The following is a 20,089-nucleotide window of genomic DNA, read 5'->3' as shown; positions in this document are numbered from 1 at the left end:
TTCTTCCGTCGAAATACAACGCCATTTTCCAACCGTGAACGGTGAACCATGAACCCGGAACCCTCCTCCACGCTCTCCACCGACATCACCGCCTCCGTCTTTCGACGCCGGGCCCATGAGCTCCTGCCCCGGGACGCCAACTACACCATGTGCCTGGCCTGTGGCCTGTGCTCCTCAGGGTGCCCCGCGTCCGGCCTGGCGGACATGGATCCCCGCAAATTCGTCCGCATGGCCGCCCTGGGCTTGGACGCGGAACTGCTCCAAACCCCCTGGGTCTGGATGTGCACAATGTGCAAGCGCTGCCAGCACGTCTGCCCGATGAACATCGACATCCCCAGCCTGATCTACCACGCCCGGACCTGCTGGCCCAGGGACACGCGCCCCAAAGGCGTTGTCGCCTCCTGCGACCAGTCCCTGCGCACCAAAACCGGCTCGGCCATGGGCGCCAGCCCGGAGGATTTTGAATTCGTTGTCGGCGATGTTCTGGAAGAGGTGCATGCGGCCCAAAAGGGCTTTGAGCGGCTGCGGGCCCCCATGAACAAGCCGGATTCCTTCTTCTTCCTTAATCAGAATTCCCGGGAGCCCATGACCGAGCCGGATGAAATGGTTCCGCTGTGGAAGATCCTGGACCATGTCGGGGCGGACTGGACGTACGGCTCCCTGGGCTGGGCCGCGGAGAACTACTGCATGTTCGCGGCGGACGACGCGGCCTGGGAGCGCATCGTCCGGGAGAAGGTCAAGGCCGTGGAGGAGCTGGGGGCCAAGGTCTGGCTGAACACGGAGTGAGGCCACGAATTCTACGCAGTCCGGGTCGGGCTGCAAAAATTCGGCATCACCCCGAACTTTCGCCTGGAGAGCATCATCACCTGGTACGCCCGCTGGATCCGGGAGGGCAAGCTGCCCGTGACCAGCGACTGGAACCGCGACCTGGGCATCAAGTTCACCGTGCAGGACCCCTGTCAGCTGGTCCGCAAGTCCCTGGGCGACGATATCGCCAATGACCTGCGCTTCGTGGTCAAAAGCGTGGTCGGCCCCGAGAACTTTGTGGAAATGTATCCTTGCAAGTCCAACAACTATTGCTGCGGGGGCGGAGGCGGAGCCCTCCAGGCCGGCTTTCCCGAAGCCCGCAGGGCCTACGGACTGCGCAAGCGGGATCAGATCCTGGCCACCGGGGCCACCTACTGCATCGCCCCCTGCCACAACTGCCACTCCCAAATCCACGACCTGGCCGACCACTTCGGCCACGACTGGCACACCGTCCACCTCTGGACCCTGATCTGCCTGTCCCTGGGCATGCTCGGCGAAAACGAAAGGGCGTATCTGGGGGGGGATTTGAAGGGGCTGGGGTTGTTGCCTGCGACTTGAGGAGCGGACTTGTTTCTTGGCCTGAACGCACCCCGCAAACTTCCTGGTTCCTCCGGCGATGCTGTTCCCTTCCGCTTTGACTCAACCCGCCTGTCTGCAGTCCGCTTTTTTTGGCTGACCAAAGCACTGCGAGCCAATTACTTTCCGGCAAGGCACTCCTGAATCTGCAAGGCCACTTGCCGTCCTTGCTCATCAAAGGAAATATCCTTGTGGGCATAGCCGCCATATCGGCCTGATCTGGTCGACTGGGTCTCTGAGACAAGCAACCACCTATTTTTATTCAACTTGACCCTCAAAAAAGGCCATTTTAGGATCATACAGACAACTTTTATCGCAAAATACTTCAGTTTTAGCATTCAACTTCTTGATATGATGCAGTAAGAATCAAAAAATTGCTGGTGTACTGTGTGGATTGGGGTCGGACCGAACTAATATACTGAATTTTCAAAATTTACGTTCCAAAACAGACTGTTATTGTGGCTTAAAACCCCAATTTCACCCTCAAAATGGACATCGTTAGTGTCCGGTTCCTCACGAAACGCCGACTCAGCGTTGGTGCTTTTCTCAATGATTCTTCTCCCAACCGCCTTGAACCCCAGCTTCGCCTGAATGCTTTCCACAAATTTTCTGGTTCCCACGGCAGAGCAGAGAAAGGTCAAGTCTGCTCTTGGCTAACACGATAATGCGCCAGCATGTTCATGATTAACCGGATCAGTACTTCTTTCTGCTTTGGATCCGATTCCGCCACCAGCAAGGTCAGAGCAGCCAGGCCGGTGTCGTTGATCACCGGTTCGCCCTGTGGATTCAGCAGGCAGTCATTGCTGTGCAGAAAATCGACGAACAGAAAAGCGCCGCTGCGTTTGTTGCCATCGACGAAGGGGTGGTTCTTGACCACAAAATAGTTGCAATATGCACTTTTTGCATATTGCTTTTTTCGCTTACCTCTCCCTCGGCCAGGGCATTGCGGATGTGCCGCGAAACAACCGATTGATCGCGCCCAAACAGCTCGACCATCTGCGCCTGCGAAAGCCACACCGTATCCCGCTCCAAGCGGACATCAATCCGGGTCTCGCCATCGGCAGTCTGATAAATCTGAATTTTGTCCTGTTCCATTGCCGCCTACTGTTCGCAGTGCACCCGCACCTCGCCGCTCATGAGTTTGGGCAGCAGGGTGTCGCGGAGTTTCTCAACCGCCTTTAAACCCAGCTTCGCCTGAATGCTTTCCACAAACGAGAGGTATCATGTCTACTCTTGACCCGAAGTTTTCTTTATTACTGTGAAACCACCCTTCTCCGAATCGCCTTCTCCTCCTTCAGCCTGGACTGGAGCCGAAAGCAAGAAAAGGTCAAGGATGCTGTTGGCCATGCTTTAGGTCCGTATTCAAAATATGTTCATGGGTACTGTTCATATGTCATTGGCTAGGATATTTGAATTCCAACCTGCTTTATTTTCAAATAAAATTGTGAGGGATCAGTCTGTACGTCATGCAAGGAGAATGGATGTATTTCCAGACGCAGGTCAACCCGTCTGCGATGCTTGCCGATTCTTTGCATGTCATAAAAAGGAATACCTTGGAAATCTCTGGAAACAACAGCGACATCAATATCGCTCTCATCGTTGGCCCTGCCTTCCACCACCGAACCGAAAAGGTAAGCGTCCGCGACATCGATGCCGTCCTGACGCAAAAAGTCGAGAAACATTTTTGCCTTGTTTATGAATATATCTTTTTCAGCAGGCATTCTTGGACCTCCTTGATGCGCTTCAAGTTTGCCGCAGCGAACTCTTTCGTGCAAATTCGATAAAAGTTTAACTTTTCGTCAGGATATCTTGTTGAAATGTTGAACGTGTTGACGCCATCCAAAAAATCAAGGGTTTCCTCGTCAAAGCTCTCATCCGCCATGGCAGCCAATCTGACTAGATCATGAATTCGTGGCGGAAAAGCCTCTTTGCGCTTGACGAAAAGAGCCTTGAAAAGCTTCTCCAGGACAAGATGAGCAATGAATAGGGACCAATCATACTTGCCGCTTTTGTAAAGAGATTCAGCCACATCCAAATCGTGCTTGGCAGAATTAACCCAGTACTCGACTTTTTCTTTCACCTCCATTCGGCACCTCGTATGAAAAATGCGGTTAGAAACTTCGGGGCCTGGGCCAGGATGCTCGAATGCGGCCACAGTGATTTGGGGTCAGGTCTTGTTTTTTGATGTTTTTCGTTCTTTTTGATGATCCTGCTGACAGTGGCATAATGAAGTCCGAGATGCCACGAAGAAGTTGAAGTCGGACCGAGCTAATATGCTGAATTTTCTAAAGTTACGTTCGAAAACAGACTGTTATTGTTGCTTAAAACCCAATTTCAACCTCAAAATGGGCATTGAAAATATTTGGTTCCTCACGAAACGCCGACTCAACGTTAGTGCTTTTCTCTATGATTTTTCTCCCAACCGCCTTGAAACCCAGCTTCGCCTGAATGCTTTCCACAAATCTTCTGGTTCCCACGGCGACGCTGTCTGTCCCGTCCGGATCCCGCCCAAGGATCGGTCAATAACGAGAGGGGCCAAGTCTTCTCTTGGCTCGCTAGTATTCATTTTTTTAACGAATCCAGATTTCTCCGAAGCGCCTTCTCCTCCTTCAGCCTGGACTGAAAATCCGGAGCAAAGAAAGGGTCAAGGATGCTGATGACCGTGCTGCTTTAGGTCCATATTCCAAATGACTGCGTGATACAAGAAAGCGTATCGCCGTCATCGCCGTTCCGGTCCGGCGGTGACGGTCAGGTCGGGAGAAAGTCATTTTGGCTATGCTTCGGCTTCCAGGGCTTGGACGTTTTCCAGGTCCGGTTCGGATTGCAATTCTCCGTGCTGCGCTGCTTGGTGTAGTTCTTCGCGGCTCTGCTCGTTTTCCTGTCCGTGAACGAGCAAAGAGGGGAGCTGGCGGGCCGGATGTTTTCGTGGGGAGTTGGATGAATCGGCGGTGAACTTGAAAATCACCGGTTTATCCGGTGTATTTTCTGCTTGGAATTATACTGCTTGAGGTTGAATATTTAAATTTGTTGGCGTTCCAAGAGGGCCATCGCTGTTTTTGGGTAGCGTTGCATCATTTTATGCCGCCCTTTCAGGGCTATTATTGTTGGGGGGCGTTTTACCCAGGGCGTTGCCCTGGGCTACGGTAGTTCGCCCTTTCAGGGCTTGTCTGAAGCCCCAACGGGGCGACATATTATAGCCCAGGGCAACGCCCTGGGTAGATGAAGTTAAAACAAAAATAGCCCTGAAAGGGCGGCATAAAGGCGTCATCAGAAATTTTTTTTATTGTTTCACCCTAAACCAGTATAAGTATCATGTCCCCAGACCCCGATGCTCACTTCGGCCCCACAAAGATGACAGCGGAGCCGCCCAAAAGCCGTCTCCAAGGGGCAGGGTCTCCGAGCCATCATAAAGAATTACGCCCATCTTGAGCTGTTCTCCAGCGACACTCGATAGTCGTTTCAGACCTCTGAGGTCGCCAACCGTCACTGTCGCGGCAGCCTTCACCTCCACTCCAACCAGATTTCCTGCTGCATTCTCAATGATGAAATCCACCTCGTATTGGTCGTGATCGCGGTAGTAAAGAAGCTGACAATCGCTCTCCGCCGTAGCCATGTGTTTACGTAATTCACCATAAACAAAACACTCTAAGGCTTTTCCAAAGCAATTACGATTCTTTTGTGCAAGTGTGGGCGTAACATCAACCAGCGTCGACAAAAGACCGGAATCGACAAACTGTATTTTAGGCGTTTTAACGATGCGATTCAGTCTATTTTGCGCCCAGACTTCAATGCGCATCAGCAAATACATCTGTTCGAACACGCCAATGTAACGGGCAGCGGTCTTGTGATCCAGCCCGACTTGCCCTCCAAGCTGGGAATAGTTGCACATCTGGCCGGAAACTTGCGCCAGCGCCCGCAAAAATCTGGGCAGATGATCAAGTTTTCCGACCTCCGCCACATCACGAACATCACGTTGGATAATGGAGTTGATGTATTGTCTGCTCCATTCAGCCCTGCGTCGAGTTGAAGACCGAAATACAGCTTCAGGATAGCCTCCCCGCAAGACAATCTCGATCAAGTCATTGCCCAGAAACGGTTGTGTCGCGGTTAAGAGATGGCCGGAAAAAGCGCTGTCGACCCAGTTTGCGTTGCTACCGTGAATTTCGCTTTGCGACAGGGGTAGCAGAGTCAACGTTTCCATCCGCCCGGCAAGCGAGTCAGCCACCATCGGCAGAGCCATCAAATTGGCGGCCCCCGTCAAAAGAAAACGGCCTGGGCGTCGATCCTCGTCGACTGTTTTTTTTATAGCGAGCAACAATTGAGGGGCACGCTGGATTTCATCAATCACGGCACGATCGAGACTTCTGATCAAGCCCACGGGATCCTCTTTTGCCGCCAACAATGTAAGTTCATCGTCCAGAGTGAGGTAGCGCATTTCTTGCGCTGCTATCCGCCGCACAAGCGTGGTTTTGCCCGCTTGGCGAGGACCGGTTACTAAAACAACGGGTGTATCGGCCATTGCCTCGGCGATGCGTGTCTCAAGAAGGCGAGGGTAGAGAGTTTGAGTATTGTCCATGGTGGAAAAATATCGTGTAATCGGGAGACAGTCAACTGAAATATGGGATTTTTATGTCGTGCATATGGGAATATATTACCGTGTATCAGTCCGGTGCCCCGCTCGGAATTGACTCGGTAACCGACGGCAATGATGGCTTCCATAGAATAGCATTTACCGTTCGGGACACTTCCCGCTGCTTCCATCTGAACTACCGAGAAATCCTGCAGTTGCGGTACGTCCTTGTCAGCCGGACAAATTCAACACTTTTCCCCATGCGCCGATACGGTTCCAGATCCGTCAGTTCGTAATCATCCGGAGCCAGCACGTCCCGCACGCCAAACTTGGCCATGTCTTCTACGGAAAGCAGAAAAAAATCCCTGACGCCGTACTCCTCGTTTCCCACTCGGCAGATATACTCGTCGACGTCGATTTTTTCAAAAAACCGAGCTTGATCGGCCTTGCTGCTCTCCATGTATTCGCGCAACTGTTGGGTGCCTTGCGCGAGCAGAGCTTCCAGATCGAGTTTGCTTCTCGCCTGTTCATCAAGCTGATCGTAGGCCTGGATGATCTCCGCCCGCACATCCGCGTCGGTCATTCCTTTCTCCTGCAACGCATTGCCATGCCACCCCACAATGGCGTTCGCGCGGATGATTTTGCGCCGCCCTGCCGTGAAGACGTAATTGGCGCAGGACGACATGCACATCGTCTCGACCACGACATCCGCCTGATTGTCGAAGACCCATTCTCCCAGCCGCATGCCCGCATTGATTTCGCCGCCCCCGGAAACGACGACCAGCGTTTCCACCACGCGCCCTTCGACCGAATCCAAAAATTTCGTCACATTCAGGTCGGAAATACTGCCGGCAAAGGTCGCCGTCGTCCCTTCCAAGCTGATATGGGCTTCTTCCGCGGAAGGATCGTAAACCGATCGCCCGAAAACCTGGGTCTGGCTGAGCACGAATAAAATCAAGCTCATCGTCAAAATACTTCTCATGGTTCACATTCCTTATTGGGGTTCAGATCTTTTGCGATAGCTTTGATCTGCTCTCGGATCAGATTGCAGACCCTGGTCTCGGAAAGCAAAAAAGTGCCTTGTCAAACCATGAACAACCCAGTGTAACTTACCGGGTTCATTCCACCCAAATATAGGTCCGCTCCACGGCTTTCAGCCAGCCTTTATACCCGGCTTCGCGGTCCGTTGCCGACATCCCGGGCTCCCAGATCTTGTCCACGGACCAGTTCCGGCACAGCTCCTCCTTGCTCTGCCAGTAGCCCACGGCCAATCCGGCGGCGTAGGCCGCGCCGAGGCAGGTGGTTTCCGTGACCATGGGCCTGATCACCGGGACGTCCAAGACGTCGGCCTGGAACTGCATGAGCTGCTCGTTGGCGACCATGCCGCCGTCCACCTTGAGTTTTTTCAGGTCCACCCCGGAATCCTTGTTCATGGCCTGGACAATGTCCTTGGTCTGATAAGCGCAGGCTTCAAGCACGGCCCGTGCCAGGTGATTCTTGTTCACGTATCGGGTCAGGCCGACGATGGCTCCCCGGGCGTCGGGCCGCCAATAGGGCGCGAACAGGCCGGAAAAGGCCGGGACGATGTACACCCCGCCGTTGTCCACGGCGAGCTTGGCCAGGCGCTCGATATCCCGGGCCTGCTCGATCAGCCCCAGATTGTCCCGAAACCACTGGACCAGGGATCCGGCCACGGCAATGGACCCCTCCAGGCAGTACACCGGCTTCTCCGCGCCGATCTGGTAGGCCAGGGTCGTCACCAGGCCGTGCTTGGACGGCATGGGGGTCTGACCGGTGTTCAGCAGCAAAAAGCACCCCGTGCCGTAAGTGTTCTTGGCCTCGCCGATTTCAAAGCAGGCCTGTCCCACCAGGGCGGCCTGCTGATCCCCCAGGGCCCCGCAGACCGGCACCCTGTCCCCCAACGGCCCATCTTCCATGGTCGGCCCCCAGGACTCGGCCGCGCTGCTGGGCACGATCCGGGGCAGGCCCCGGCGGGGAATGCCCAGGACGGACAGGATTTCGTCGTCCCATTCCAAGGTGGCCAGGTCCATGAGCATGGTCCGGGAGGCATTGGTCACGTCGGTGACGTGCGCCCCGCCCATGGGGCCCCCGGTCAACCACCAGATGACCCAGGTCTCCATGGTTCCGAACATGATCCGGTCTTGATCCGCTGCCTCGCGGGCCTCGGGCACGTTGTCCAGGATCCATTTGATCTTCGGGCCGCTGAAATACGTGGCCACGGGCAAACCGGTCTTGCTCCGAAACCGATCCACGCCGCCGTCCGCGGAGAGTTCCTTGCATATCTCGTGCGACCTGGTGCACTGCCAGACAATGGCGTTGGAAAAGGGCTTGCCGGTTCGTCGATCCCAGGCCACCACGGTTTCGCGTTGATTGGTGATGCCCAGGCCGGCCAGATCCCGGCCCCGGATTCCGGCCTTGCGCAGCGCCCCGGCGATAACTTCCTGGGTATTGGTCCAGATCTCCAGGGGATCATGCTCCACCCATCCCGGCTTGGGAAAAATTTGGGCGTGCTCCTTCTGATCCATGGCCACGATTTCTCCATTCCTGTTGAAAATGATGAACCTGGATGACGTGGTCCCCTGATCCACTGCGCCGATGTATTTGCTCATTGCGGACTCCTTTTGCCGTTGGCAACGCTCGCTGTCATTCGTCCCCGAATTCCGTGCCCCCGGGGCCGTACCCGAAACCGTACCTTGTCAAACCCTACCCCATTTGGTCGAGAAACCATCTCTCCCGGTCAGCGTCAAGCCCGAGGGATTCCGGCGGGCAGCCCAAGGCCAGGCATGGACAATCTCTGCCGCGAGCAGGAGCTGGTCATGGAGCGTCTGGAGCGCCAAGGCGTCCAGGGCGACAAAGGCCCCAAGCTGAACCCGGTCCCTTTCCTCCGGCTTCATCTCGGTGGTCACCTTACACAAAAAAAAGCCGTGCCCGCTGGTCGCCTGGGCGACGTGCAGCGGGCACGGCTTCGGGATGGTTGTTCAGGGGACGGCTACTGCATCAATCGACGCAACTGATCCACCACTTCCTGGAGCTTGTCCACGGCGTCCCGCAGGCCCTGGTTGAAGTCCGGAAGCTGAATCAGCGGCCTCGGCGCATCCTCATCTTCCACGGTCTCCACCACCGGGGCCACGGGTGGGAGGTCGCCCACCAGGGCGCTGATGGAGGCGTCCAGGGTTTGGTGCATGACCACCTGCCGGGAGTCGGCCAGGATGATCCGCCGCAGCTCCGGAAAATCAATGGTTTCCGGGCGCAGGAAGACCGGTTCGGCGTAGAGGATGGAATCCCCGATGGGGATGACCAGGAGAATGCCCCGGAAGACCTCGGAGCCGACCTGGCCCCACAAGGTGAACTGCTCGGAGATGACCGCGTCGTTGTCGATGCGCGCCTCCACCTGGCTGGGACCGTCCACGTGGCGGCCCGTGGGGAAGCGGAACAGGATCATGTCTCCGTAATTCTCCCCGTCGCTGCGCGCGGCCATCCAGCCCACCAGATTGTGCCGGTTGATGGGCGTGAAGGGCTGGATGAGCAGGAACTCTTCCTTCTCTTCGCCTGGCAGGCGGGCTACGATATAGTAGGGCCGCAGGATTTCCGTCTGGCCGAAGGAATGCTGCATGGGCACGGACCACTGGTCTTCTTTGTTGTAGAAGACCACCGGGTCTTCCATGTGGTACTGTAGCAGCATCTGGGTCTGAACCGTGAACAGATCCTGGGGATAGCGCACATGGGCCCGGAGGTGCTCCGGCATCTCGGACTGGGGTTTGAACAGGTCCGGGAACATGGCCTGATAGGTGCTGATCAGCGGATCACTTTCGTCGAACACGTAGTAGGTCAGGGTTCCGTGATAGGCATCCACAACGGCCTTGACGCTGTTGCGGATGTAGTTAAACCGACGCTCCCAGGGCGTGGAATAGGGATAACGATTCGTGGTGGTGTAAGCGTCCTGGATCCAGTACAGCCGACCGTCGGCCACCACGGAGTAGGCTTCCCGGTCGCGCAGCAGGAACGGGGTCACGGTGGTGAAGCGCTCCGGTACTGTGCGCCGGTACTGGATACGGCTTTCCGGCGTGACCTCTCCGGAAATCAGGATGTTCACGTCCTTGAACTGCCAGGCGTACATCAGGCGGCGGAAGAAGGAGCCGAGCTGGACCCCGCCGTCACCCTCATAGTGAGTGTACACCGGACCGTCCGGGCCGGGGAAATTGAACTCCTGCATCCGGCTGTTCACGATCACATAATCCAGGCTCTTCAGGCCGTAGTAGAGTTCCGGGCGGTCCAGGGGAATCTCCCCGGTGGGCGGAAGGTCGCGGACGAAAAAGTCCGGACGGCCGCCGGACTGGACCTCGGTCACCGGGCTCATGGCCACGCCGTAGCCGTGGGTGAACTGGAGGTGCCGGTTGACCCAGCGCTGGGCCTCGGTGGGAAGTTTTTCCGCGGAAAGCTCCCGGGTGGCCAGCATGACCTGACGCAGTTCGCCGTTCACGGTATAGCGATCGGTATGCACGGCCAGGAAGTCGTAGTACAGGCGGAAGAACTGGATCTGGTTGTAGCTCTGCATCAGCGGGCCTTCATCCCAGAGCCGGATGTTCTGGATGGTGCCCTGGTTGGCCTCCACCGTGGCATGGTCCACCTCGCCCAGGGCCGGATGGCTCATGGACCGCAGCCCCTCCAGACCAAAGGCCTGACGGGTGTGGCTGATGTTGTTGGCCAAGTAGGTCGTTTCCCGAGCCAATTCACTGGGTTCCACGACCAAACGCTGGATCAGCCCGGGAACCAGGCTGCCCAGGACGATGTTCAAGCCGAACCACGCGCCCACGGACCAGACGGCCAATTCCTTGCGCCCGGTCTTGGCCGCGGCCAGGAGCGCCCCCGCGGCGACCAAGGCCACCACGGCCATGAACGCCCTGGAGGGCAGGTTGAACAGATTGTCCGTATAGCCCACCCCGTAGACCGCGCCCATAGTCGAATAGAGCAGGTCGTACCTGGACAGCCAATGGCCCGCGGCGATAAGCACGAAAAGGAACGCGCCCAGGACGGCCAGATGCGAAAGAATCGGCCCCCGGAAGGCAAAGGCCTCGCCGCGCAGGATGCTGTTCATGTAGTAGAAGGCCGCGACGATGATCGCCACGAGCACGGTCAGGCCCACCAGCCAGGAGCGGAAAAATTCCAGGGCGGGCAAGCTGAAGATGTAAAAGGAATAGTCGTTGTTGAAGATCGGGTCGGCCTCGCCGAAAGGCACCTGATGCAGGTAGCGCAGGACGACGTTCCACTCTCCTGCCGGTCCGGAGGCCAGCATGAATGCCCCCAGGGCCACGACGCCGCCGGCAAGCCAGATCAGCACGCTCCGGGCGGAGTCGTAAATCCCCGGCGGCAACTTGTGCCCGCCCCGGGGAAACATCCGCCCGGTTATCCGGACCACCGCGACCAGATTGGGGACGGCCAGGGCCAGGAAGACGAGCACCGCTCCCACATACAACCACACTTTGGTGGTCACGACCTTCCAAAGCACGCTTTGATGGTCCAGGGAACTGTACCAGAGCCAGTCGGTGTAAAAGCCCTGGGCCCAGTTCAGTCCGGACCACAGGATGATCAACGCCAAACCAAGCAGGCCCAACCGCAGGAAGCGATGGAACTTGGAAAAATCCATCTCCTCGACCTTGAACTGCGGAAATGGATCCCGCGGGTCGTATGGGCCTTGGGGACCGGGGCCAAAAGAAAACAGCATCGAGACAACCTCCTTGACAGGGGGATGAAAATTGGGGCCAAAATCACGAATGAAAAGCCGCGAGGCTTGGAACGCGAATCCGCGAACAGTGGAAAAAAACCTTTATTCCTTCTTGTGAAGAAAAGGTCAACTACTTGGGTAGGGGCTCGGGGAATGCGCTCGTTGCTTTTTGGAGCGCTTCGAGCGAAAAGACCGTAGCGGATCGACGAACCGTAATTTGCCCACACCAAGCCAACCCTTCACCGCATGACCACCGCAATCCCCCTTGCCCCCCCCCATCCCGACGGCCTTCGCTCCGAAGACGCCTTTCTGGCCCTGATCGACCGCTATTTTCCCAGCACCCACCACCGGCTGCCTCTTGGCCGGGGCGATGATTGCGCCGTGATCGACTGCCGGGAATCCCTGTGCGTGTCCTCGGATTTATTTTTGGAGGACGCCCATTTCCGGATGGCCTACTTCGCGCCGGAGAATATCGGCTACAAAGCCCTGGCCGTGAACATCAGCGACATCGCGGCCATGGGGGCCAAACCCCTGGGGTTCGTCCTGAACCTGATGGCCCCCAAACACCTGGAACGTGGATTCTGGGAAGCCTTTTTTCGCGGCATGGCCGAACTGGCCGCGGAACATGACCTGTATCTGGCCGGAGGCGATCTCTCCGATGCGCCGTATCTGGGCGTGGCCGTGACCATCTGGGGGGAACGGCCCGAGGGCGGCAGGTTTCTGCGCCGGGTTCAAGCCCGACCTGGAGACGTGCTTTTTCTGGTGGGCGAAATAGGCTTGGCCAGGCTGGGATTGGCCCTTCTCGAGGGCGGCCTGAATCCAAATACCATCAAGAACAACTCGACTCCGGCGGATTGCCCCGTCGCGGTCCAGGCCCATTTGCGACCCGTCATGCGGGTCTCGACGGCCACGGCGTTGAGCCGGACACCCGAGGTACGCGGCATGATGGACGTTTCCGACGGGCTGGCCCGTGATTTACCGCGTTTCCTGGGGGCGGGCCTGGGATGTTCCCTGACCCTGGGCACTGAGGCGCTACATCCGGAATTGCGCCTGTTTGCCCGGCAAAGCGGGGTGGACGGGGCCGAATGGGCGGTGCTGGGAGGGGAAGACTACGCATTGCTGGGAGTTGTAGCGGCAACGGATTGGGAGCGGCTGCGGGAAATAAATTCCACGGTACGGCGATTGGGCGTCGTGACGGCGGAACCCGGAATCCTTCTCAATGGAAAAAAAATGCGATCTCAAGGTTTTGATCATTTTCAACGCTGAACGCCGCTCCACTTTTTCCCGCTTTCCGCCTTTTTCTTCAGGTGTACTTTCCTCGGGCTATCCATTAGGAATATCAAGATTGACCCTGTCGTTGCACAAGGAGGTTTTTACATGAAAAAACAAGTTGTTACTTTTATCGCAACCCTGGCCCTGCTCTGCGTTTCCGGAACCGCTCCCGCCGGACAACCCATCAAGATCGGCGCGTTCTTCGCCCTCTCCGGACCGGCGGCGTTCATCGGCACGCCCACCAAGCTGGTGGCGGAAATGGCCGTGGACCGGATCAATCAGGCCGGGGGCATCAACGGTCGCCCTCTGGAACTGGTCGTCGCGGATACGGAGAGCGATCCCCAGAAGGCTCTGCTGGCCGCCCGCCGACTGGTGGAGCGGGAGCGGGTCACGGCCCTGGTCGGACCGACCCGTACGGACACCGGCATGGCGGTCAAGGCCTATCTGCATCAGCGCCAAATGCCCACCGTGATGACCGTGGGCGGAGATCCCGTAATCATGGGCGGACGCTTCGGAGACTTCGACTGGATCTTCAAAAGCCCGCAGCGTTCCTCCGTGGCCGTGAGCCGGGTCTATGAGTATTTACAAAGCCAAGGCGTGACCCGGGTCGGCCTGCTCACGGCCGGCGACGGCTTCGGCCGGGACGGTCTGACCTGGTTGACCAGTCTGGCCGAGGATTTCGGGATCACCATCACGGCCAACGAGCAGTTCGCCCCCACGGACACGGACATGACCACCCAACTGGTCAAAATCCGAGCCACGAATCCCGAATTCATCATCTGCTGGACCATCGGCCCGGCCGCGGCCCTGGTCAGCAAGAACGTCCAGCAGCTGGGTCTGAACATTCCCCTGATGCACTGCCACGGGATTCCGGACCCCAAGTATCTGGAACTGGCCGGCGACGCCGCCGAAGGCACCTACATGCCTTCCACCAAGCTGATGGCCGCGGACCAGCTTCCGGACGACGATCCGCAAAAGGCCGTGGTTACGGAATTCATCCGGCTCTATCGCGAAGTGTACGACTTCGAGCGCCAGTATCCCCTGAACACCCACTCCGGCTACGCCTGGGACGCGATCATGCTCATCGCCAACGCCCTGCGCGAGGTCGGCCCGGACAATCCAACGGCTATCCGGGACGCCATCCGTCAAACCTCCGGCTTCGTCGGGGTCAGCGGCATCTTCACCCTGTCCGAGGAAGACCACAACGGCCTGGATACCGACTCCCTGATCATCGTCAAGGTGGATCAGGGCCGCTGGATGATACAGTAGGCCCGACTCTCCGACCTGTTCCATGACCTCCTTTTCTGTAACTATTCAGCACAGCTTGGTTAGAGCCTCACCCCGAAGCTGGATACCCGCCTTCACGGGTATCCAGTCCGAATTTTGGATGAGCTGAGTAGTAGTTACCCTTTTCTTAAACCGCGCATGACCGCCGTGATGAGCGGCGATCATGCTTTTTTACCTAGGAGACCGCTTGTGACGTCACCCTCCATTGCCGCCGGCATTGTTTCGGAACCGACGACGGTTCCCGATGACCTTCCCCATCCCGTTCTGCCGCCCAACGCCGAAGTCGTTCTGAACAAGCGCTATCTGCGCAAGGGTGGCCAAGGGGAAATCCTGGAAACGCCCCAGGAACTCTATTGGCGCGTGGCCTCAGCCATCGCCGAGGAAGAGGCCAAATACCCGGCTTCTCCGTATTCCGTGGACGAGTTGGCCCATCGGTTTTACGAGCTGATGACCACATACCGCTTCCTGCCAAACTCGCCGACCTTGATGAACGCGGGCACGGATCTCGGTCAACTGGCCGCCTGTTTCGTGCTCCCGGTGGGAGACTCCATGGAGGAGATTTTCGACGCCATCAAGTACGCGGCCCTGATCCACAAATCCGGCGGCGGAACGGGCTTTTCCTTCTCCCGCCTGCGGCCCCAGAAAAGCCGGGTCGGCTCCACCGGCGGCATCGCCTCCGGACCGATCTCCTTTTTGCGGATCTTCAACACGGCCACGGAGCAGGTCAAACAGGGCGGAACCCGGCGCGGCGCGAACATGGGCATCCTCCGGGTGGACCATCCGGATGTTCTGGATTTCATCCGGGCCAAGGAACGAGACGGGGATCTGAACAACTTCAATCTTTCCATTGGATTGACGGAAGTGTTCATGCAGGCCGTGGAAAAAGACGAGGAATATGACCTTTTCGCGCCACACACAAAACAGGTCAAGGCCCGACTCAACGCCCGCGAGGTGTTCGGCCTGCTGGTCCAAAAGGCCTGGGAAAGCGGCGACCCCGGCATCATCTTCCTGGACCGCATCAACCGCGACAATCCCACCCCCAAGCAGGGCGAAATCGAGAGCACGAATCCTTGCGGTGAACAACCGCTACTCCCCTACGAGGCTTGCAACCTCGGTTCCATCAATCTTTCCAGGTATGTCCAGAACTCCGGCAAGGACGACATCCTTTGGGACGACCTGAAGCGGGACATTCATCTTTGCGTCCGTTTTCTGGACAACGTCATCGACGCGTCGCGCTATCCGCTGGAAAAGATCACCGAGACCGTCCGGATGAACCGCAAGATCGGACTGGGCGTTATGGGCTGGGCCGACCTGTTGTTCCGGCTGCATATTCCCTACAACAGCCAGGAAGCCCTGAATTTGGCCGAAAAGATTATGCATTTCGTTCAGTTCGAGTCCCAAAGCGCTTCCAAAAAGCTGGCCGAGGAACGCGGACCCTTTCCGGCCTTCGCGGAGTCCACCTTCGCCGAACACAATCAGGGGCCGTTTCGCAACGCCACCACCACGACCATCGCGCCTACGGGCACCCTGTCCATCCTGGCCGGCTGCTCGTCCGGTGTGGAGCCGCTCTTCGCCTTGAGCTTCGTGCGTCAGGTCATGGACGGGGAACGGCTGCTGGAGGCCAACTCCTGGTTCGAGCAGGCCCTGCACGAGGCCGAATGCCACAGCCCCAAACTGATGGAGGAAGTTGCGGCCAAAGGAACCATTCATCATATCGACTACCTGCCGGAGGACGTCCGCAAGGTCTTCGTCACGGCCCACGACATCGAGCCGATCTGGCACCTGAAAATGCAGGCCGCCTTCCAGAAGTTCACGGACAACGCCGTGTCCAAGACCGTGAATCTGCCCCACGCGGCCACCCAGGAGGACATCTGGAACATTTACTGGATGGCCTATGAAATGGGGTGCAAAGGCGTCACGGTCTACCGGGACGGCTGCAAAAGCACCCAGGTGCTCTGCACCGGAGACGGCGGCAAGCCCAAGGAGGCGGAAAAGTCCCATCGCGTGGTCCGGGATCGACCGGACGTGGTCTACGGCTTCACCCAGAAGGTCAAGACCGGCTATGGTTTTCTGTATCTCACGGTGAACGAGGTGGACGGGCGGCCCTTCGAGGTCTTCGCCACCATCGGCAAGTCCGGAAGGTCCATCACGGCCAAGGCCGAGGCCATCGGTCGGCTGGTCTCCCTGGCCCTGCGTTCCGGAGTGGGCGTGGAGGACATCGTCAGTCAGCTCAAGGGCATTGGCGGCGAGCACCCGGTGTTCCAGAAAAAGGACATGCTGCTGTCCATCCCGGACGCCGTGTCCTGGATTCTTGAAAGCCGGTATCTCCAGGGCCGCAAGGCTGAAATGACCAATTCGCTGGTCAAGCCGGAATGCCCGGACTGCGGCAAGGAGCTGATCTTCCAGGAAGGCTGCTTCGTCTGCCAGGGTTGCGGCTACACCAAATGCGGATGACCCCGCGAACGTGATGATCAGCCTGCGCCACGTTTCCTACAGCTTCGGGACCCAGTGGGCCCTGAAGAACATCTCCCTGGAGCTTCGCAAGGGCGATTTCCTGTTCCTGGTGGGGCCCAGCGGCGCGGGTAAGACCACCCTGCTCCGCCTGCTCCACGGCGCGATACCCCTGAAACGGGGCCAGGGAACCGTGGCCGGGTTCGACCTTCATACCCTCAAGGCCCGGCGGATTCACCTCCTGCGCCGGGAGGTAAGCGTGGTGTTTCAGGACTTCAAAATCCTGCCGGAACGCACCGTGTTCGCCAACGTGGCCCTGGCCCTGGAAGTGCGGAACATGCCCCGCACCCACACCGAACGGCGGGTCCGGGCGGTCCTCCGGGGCCTGGACCTGGAAAACAAGATGCACGTTCCCTGCGCCCAACTCTCCGGCGGCGAACAACAGCGGGTGGCCATCGCCCGGGCCGTGGTGGTGGGGCCGCAACTGCTCCTGGCCGACGAGCCCACCGGCAACCTGGACCGGGAATTGGCCATGCGCCTGATGAGCATCTTCCTCCAGTTTCACGCCCACGGCACGACCATCGTCCTGGCCACCCACAACCAGGAAATCCTGGCCTGCGTGCCGGACGCCAAGATTTTGCACCTTGAGGACGGGGCCGTGAACTGGACCAACTGGGACATGGACGTTCCGACATGAACCGTCCGGAGTGAACGCTGATGTTCCGTATCGTGCTCAAGCTGATGCTCCAGGGAGTGACGGATATCCGTCGTCATCCCTGGATCCAGGTACTCACCCTGGCCGCCGTGACCCTGGTTGCCTTCCTGGGCGGGCTGTTCCTGCTCGTGCTGCATAATCTGGATCTGGAGCTGCAACGCGCCGGCGGGGACATCCAGTTCCAGATCTACTGGCAGCCGGAGGCGGAACAGGAACTGGTCCGGACCCAGTGGGACGCCTTGCGGGAGCTGGAGCACCTCGCGGAGATCAAGACTTTTTCCGGAGACCAGGCCCTGGAACTGCTCATGCAGCGACTCGGCGGGACCGGGGACTTCGTCTGGCTGCAAGGCCACAATCCCCTTCCAGCCACGGCTCTGCTGACCTTCTCGGTCCGGGACGACGACCAGCAGACCTGGGCCAAGGCCACATATCTGTATCTGGAGTCCCTGGAGGGGGTGGAGAAGGTCAGCTTCAATCCTCTGCAATTGGACCTGGCCCGAGGTTGGGCCCGGTTCAGCAATCAGGTTATCTGGCCGCTGATCCTTTTTCTCGGCGTGGTTCTGGCCCTGGTGGTGGGCAACACCATCAAGCTGTCCCAACTGCACCGCCGGAACGAGGTGGAAATCCTACGCCTGGTCGGCGCGGCCCGGTGGTACATCCAACTGCCCATGCTCGTCACCGGCGCCGTGCTCGGCCTGCTCGGCGGAATTCTGGCCCTGTTGATGCTCAAAGGCGTCCAACTCAGCCTGCGAGACCTGCTCCACTTCCCGCCCCTGTGGCTGCGCCTGGACTATCTGCCGTCCCCTCAGATTCTGGGTTTTCTGGCCGTTCTCGTGGGCATGGGAATTTTGAGCAGCTGGGTGGCGTTGTGGGAAAAAAGATGACCAAGAATGACCTCAAACTTTTGTAATTTATTTAAATCTTGCCGAACCAAACCCGCTTTAAGGAGTACCCATGCGTAGCGACACCATGACCAAAGGCCTGGAAAAAGCCCCTCATCGCTCCCTTCTGCACGCCCTGGGGATGACCAGGGACGAAATGCGTCGCCCTCTGATCGGCGTGGTCAACTCGGCCAACGAGGTGGTTCCAGGCCATATTCACCTGCACACCATCTCACGGGCGGTCAAGGACGGCATCCGCTCCGCCGGGGGCACGCCCATGGAGTTTCCGGTGATCGGGATTTGCGACGGGCTGGCGATGAATCATCCGGGCATGCACTACAGCCTGCCCAGCCGGGAGATCATCGCGGACTCCATCGAGGCCATGGCCATGGGCCATCCCTTCGACGCCCTGGTCTGCATCCCTAACTGCGACAAGGTGGTTCCGGCCATGCTCATGGCCATGCTCAGGTTGAACATCCCATCCATCCTGGTCAGCGGGGGGCCCATGCTGGCCGGAGCGTGGCAGGGCAAGGCCGTGGACCTGATCTCCGTCTTCGAGGGCGTGGGCAAGGTGCGCAAGGGGCAGATGACCCAGGATGAACTGGACGAATTGGAAACCTGCGCCTGTCCCGGCTGCGGCTCCTGTTCGGGGATGTTCACGGCCAACTCCATGAACTGTCTGTCCGAGGCCATCGGCCTGGCCCTGCCCGGCAACGGGACCATCCCCGCCGTCACCGCGGCCCGGATCCGCCTGGCCAAACAGGCCGGGGCCCAGGTCATGACACTGCTGGAAAAGAACATCCGGCCCCGAGACATCGTCACCCCGGCGTCGGTGCGCAACGCCGTGACCGCAGACATGGCCCTGGGCTGCTCCACGAACACCGTGCTCCATTTGCCGGCCATCTTCGCCGAGGCGAATCTGGACCTGAACCTGGACATCTTTGATGAACTGAGCCGCTCCACGCCGAACCTGTGCCGACTTTCCCCGGCGGGCAGCGACCACATCGAGGATCTGCACCGGGCCGGAGGCATCCAGGCGGTGTTGGCCGAACTGGCCAAGGCCGAACTGCTGGATCTCTCGGTCCAGACCGTCACCGGCGCCAGTCTCGGTGACAATCTGCGGGCCTTAAAGGCCGCTGTGCTGGACGACCGGGTCATTCGTCCGATCACCGCGCCCTACAGCCCCGAGGGCGGCATAGCCATCCTCAAGGGATCCCTGGCCCCGGACGGCGCGGTGGTCAAACAGTCCGCCGTGGCCCCGGAGATGCTGGTCCGCACCTCCACGGCCCGGGTTTTCGAGGGCGAGGAAGAAGCCGTGGCGGCCATTCTCGAAGGCCGGATCAACCCTGGCGACGCGCTGATCATCCGCAACGAGGGCCCCAAGGGCGGCCCCGGAATGCGCGAAATGCTCACCCCCACCTCGGCCATTGCCGGGATGGGCCTGGACAAGGACGTGGCCCTGATCACCGACGGCCGGTTCAGCGGCGGCACCCGCGGCGCGGCCATCGGTCACGCCTCCCCGGAAGCGGTGGAAGGCGGCCCCATCGGGCTGGTCCAGGAAGGCGACCGCATTGAGATCGACATCCCCGGTAGAAAGCTGAACCTTCTGGTGGACGACCGGGAGCTCGCGGCCCGACGGGAAAAATGGAAGCCACGGGAACGGGAAATCACTTCCCCCTTCCTGCGCCGCTACGCCCGCTTGGCGGCTTCTGCGGCCAAGGGCGCGGTGTTTGCCAGATAAACCGCATCGTTTGCGGCGTTTTCATAAAAAAAAGAAGCTCTCGCGG

17 protein-coding genes are annotated in these 20,089 nt (G+C 58.7%); 9 read left to right on the top strand and 8 right to left on the bottom strand.

Annotated elements, in window-relative coordinates:
* Window positions 1-48: 48 nt before the first annotated feature.
* Complete coding sequence (locus GY33_RS20455) at window positions 49-1,365, top strand: (Fe-S)-binding protein (RefSeq protein WP_084184983.1); 1,317 nt, start codon at window positions 49-51, stop codon at window positions 1,363-1,365.
* 655 nt (window positions 1,366-2,020) lie between these two features.
* Here the strand turns inward: GY33_RS20455 and GY33_RS21690 are convergent.
* The gene (locus GY33_RS21690) at window positions 2,021-2,260 is read right to left on the bottom strand and encodes a Fic family protein (protein WP_031386944.1); all 240 of its coding nucleotides are present in this window, start codon (window positions 2,258-2,260) and stop codon (window positions 2,021-2,023) included.
* A 14-nt stretch (window positions 2,261-2,274) separates the two neighbouring features.
* Here GY33_RS21690 and GY33_RS21685 point away from each other — a divergent pair, with 14 nt between their 5' ends.
* Window positions 2,275-2,565, top strand: a complete 291-nt coding sequence (locus GY33_RS21685; RefSeq protein ID WP_031386943.1) for a hypothetical protein — start codon at window positions 2,275-2,277, stop codon at window positions 2,563-2,565.
* Between the two features lie 218 nt (window positions 2,566-2,783).
* On the opposite strand, the gene GY33_RS0108590 is transcribed toward GY33_RS21685, so the two are convergent.
* The 6 genes from GY33_RS0108590 to glpK form a co-directional block, all read right to left on the bottom strand.
* Window positions 2,784-3,104, bottom strand: coding sequence for a nucleotidyltransferase domain-containing protein (locus tag GY33_RS0108590; RefSeq protein WP_051822435.1), 321 nt, complete (start codon window positions 3,102-3,104; stop codon window positions 2,784-2,786).
* Window positions 3,077-3,469 (bottom strand): HEPN domain-containing protein, encoded by a 393-nt coding sequence (locus tag GY33_RS0108585; RefSeq protein ID WP_031386941.1) that lies wholly within the window; start codon window positions 3,467-3,469, stop codon window positions 3,077-3,079. The genes GY33_RS0108590 and GY33_RS0108585 overlap by 28 nt, the downstream gene beginning before the upstream one ends.
* 687 nt (window positions 3,470-4,156) lie before the next feature.
* Window positions 4,157-4,348, bottom strand: a complete 192-nt coding sequence (locus GY33_RS0108575) for a hypothetical protein (RefSeq protein ID WP_031386940.1) — start codon at window positions 4,346-4,348, stop codon at window positions 4,157-4,159.
* Between the two features lie 345 nt (window positions 4,349-4,693).
* Window positions 4,694-5,959, bottom strand: coding sequence for an ATP-binding protein (locus GY33_RS0108570; protein ID WP_031386939.1), 1,266 nt, complete (start codon window positions 5,957-5,959; stop codon window positions 4,694-4,696).
* Between the two features lie 190 nt (window positions 5,960-6,149).
* Entirely contained in the window at window positions 6,150-6,917 is a 768-nt protein-coding gene (locus tag GY33_RS0108565) for a hypothetical protein (RefSeq protein ID WP_152555146.1), read from the bottom strand.
* 154 nt (window positions 6,918-7,071) lie between these two features.
* Entirely contained in the window at window positions 7,072-8,583 is a 1,512-nt protein-coding gene (gene glpK, locus GY33_RS0108560; RefSeq protein WP_031386937.1) for a glycerol kinase GlpK, read from the bottom strand.
* Between the two features lie 174 nt (window positions 8,584-8,757).
* Between glpK and GY33_RS21400 the strand changes: the two genes are divergently transcribed.
* A complete protein-coding gene (locus tag GY33_RS21400; RefSeq protein ID WP_152555145.1) occupies window positions 8,758-8,988 on the top strand; it encodes a hypothetical protein in 231 nt (76 codons plus the stop codon).
* Here the strand turns inward: GY33_RS21400 and GY33_RS0108550 are convergent.
* Window positions 8,964-11,696: a UPF0182 family membrane protein gene (locus GY33_RS0108550; RefSeq protein WP_051822434.1), complete on the bottom strand. Its 2,733-nt coding sequence runs from the start codon at window positions 11,694-11,696 to the stop codon at window positions 8,964-8,966. The two genes, GY33_RS21400 and GY33_RS0108550, sit on opposite strands and share 25 nt — an antisense overlap.
* Before the next feature lie 246 nt (window positions 11,697-11,942).
* Here GY33_RS0108550 and thiL point away from each other — a divergent pair, with 246 nt between their 5' ends.
* The 6 genes from thiL to ilvD all read left to right on the top strand — a co-directional run bounded on the left by thiL (window position 11,943) and on the right by ilvD (window position 20,043).
* On the top strand, window positions 11,943-12,962 hold the full coding sequence (thiL, locus tag GY33_RS0108545; protein WP_051822433.1) for a thiamine-phosphate kinase: 1,020 nt from the start codon (window positions 11,943-11,945) through the stop codon (window positions 12,960-12,962).
* A gap of 111 nt (window positions 12,963-13,073) precedes the next feature.
* Window positions 13,074-14,237: an ABC transporter substrate-binding protein gene (locus GY33_RS0108540; RefSeq protein ID WP_031386933.1), complete on the top strand. Its 1,164-nt coding sequence runs from the start codon at window positions 13,074-13,076 to the stop codon at window positions 14,235-14,237.
* 207 nt (window positions 14,238-14,444) lie between these two features.
* Window positions 14,445-16,709 carry a vitamin B12-dependent ribonucleotide reductase gene (locus GY33_RS0108535; RefSeq protein ID WP_051822432.1) on the top strand — a complete coding sequence of 755 codons (2,265 nt, stop codon included), beginning with the start codon at window positions 14,445-14,447 and terminating at the stop codon, window positions 16,707-16,709.
* Between the two features lie 13 nt (window positions 16,710-16,722).
* Window positions 16,723-17,403, top strand: a complete 681-nt coding sequence (gene ftsE / locus GY33_RS0108530; protein WP_031386931.1) for a cell division ATP-binding protein FtsE — start codon at window positions 16,723-16,725, stop codon at window positions 17,401-17,403.
* A 20-nt stretch (window positions 17,404-17,423) separates the two neighbouring features.
* Window positions 17,424-18,305: a cell division protein FtsX gene (locus tag GY33_RS0108525; protein WP_031386930.1), complete on the top strand. Its 882-nt coding sequence runs from the start codon at window positions 17,424-17,426 to the stop codon at window positions 18,303-18,305.
* Window positions 18,306-18,375: 70 nt separating this feature from the next.
* Window positions 18,376-20,043 carry a dihydroxy-acid dehydratase gene (gene ilvD, locus GY33_RS0108520; protein ID WP_031386929.1) on the top strand — a complete coding sequence of 556 codons (1,668 nt, stop codon included), beginning with the start codon at window positions 18,376-18,378 and terminating at the stop codon, window positions 20,041-20,043.
* Window positions 20,044-20,089: the final 46 nt, after the last annotated feature.

This window comes from Desulfonatronum thiodismutans (assembly GCF_000717475.1).
Lineage (GTDB): Bacteria > Desulfobacterota > Desulfovibrionia > Desulfovibrionales > Desulfonatronaceae > Desulfonatronum > Desulfonatronum thiodismutans.
The sequence above is the reverse complement of the archived record's forward strand: the minus strand, read 5'-3'. Positions and strand labels throughout refer to the sequence as shown.

What these genes read in the sequence shown, in the direction of transcription:
- glpK (WP_031386937.1), bottom strand. Translation starts at nt 8,583, where the DNA reads ATGAGCAAATACATCGGCGCAGTGGATCAGGGGACCACGTCATCCAGG.
- GY33_RS0108565 (WP_152555146.1), bottom strand. Translation starts at nt 6,917, where the DNA reads ATGAGCTTGATTTTATTCGTGCTCAGCCAGACCCAGGTTTTCGGGCGA.
- GY33_RS0108540 (WP_031386933.1), top strand. Translation starts at nt 13,074, where the DNA reads ATGAAAAAACAAGTTGTTACTTTTATCGCAACCCTGGCCCTGCTCTGC.
- ilvD (WP_031386929.1), top strand. Translation starts at nt 18,376, where the DNA reads ATGCGTAGCGACACCATGACCAAAGGCCTGGAAAAAGCCCCTCATCGC.
- GY33_RS0108590 (WP_051822435.1), bottom strand. Translation starts at nt 3,104, where the DNA reads ATGCCTGCTGAAAAAGATATATTCATAAACAAGGCAAAAATGTTTCTC.
- GY33_RS0108585 (WP_031386941.1), bottom strand. Translation starts at nt 3,469, where the DNA reads ATGGAGGTGAAAGAAAAAGTCGAGTACTGGGTTAATTCTGCCAAGCAC.
- GY33_RS0108550 (WP_051822434.1), bottom strand. Translation starts at nt 11,696, where the DNA reads ATGCTGTTTTCTTTTGGCCCCGGTCCCCAAGGCCCATACGACCCGCGG.
- GY33_RS21400 (WP_152555145.1), top strand. Translation starts at nt 8,758, where the DNA reads ATGGACAATCTCTGCCGCGAGCAGGAGCTGGTCATGGAGCGTCTGGAG.
- GY33_RS0108570 (WP_031386939.1), bottom strand. Translation starts at nt 5,959, where the DNA reads ATGGACAATACTCAAACTCTCTACCCTCGCCTTCTTGAGACACGCATC.
- GY33_RS0108525 (WP_031386930.1), top strand. Translation starts at nt 17,424, where the DNA reads ATGTTCCGTATCGTGCTCAAGCTGATGCTCCAGGGAGTGACGGATATC.
- GY33_RS21685 (WP_031386943.1), top strand. Translation starts at nt 2,275, where the DNA reads ATGCACTTTTTGCATATTGCTTTTTTCGCTTACCTCTCCCTCGGCCAG.
- thiL (WP_051822433.1), top strand. Translation starts at nt 11,943, where the DNA reads ATGACCACCGCAATCCCCCTTGCCCCCCCCCATCCCGACGGCCTTCGC.
- ftsE (WP_031386931.1), top strand. Translation starts at nt 16,723, where the DNA reads ATGATCAGCCTGCGCCACGTTTCCTACAGCTTCGGGACCCAGTGGGCC.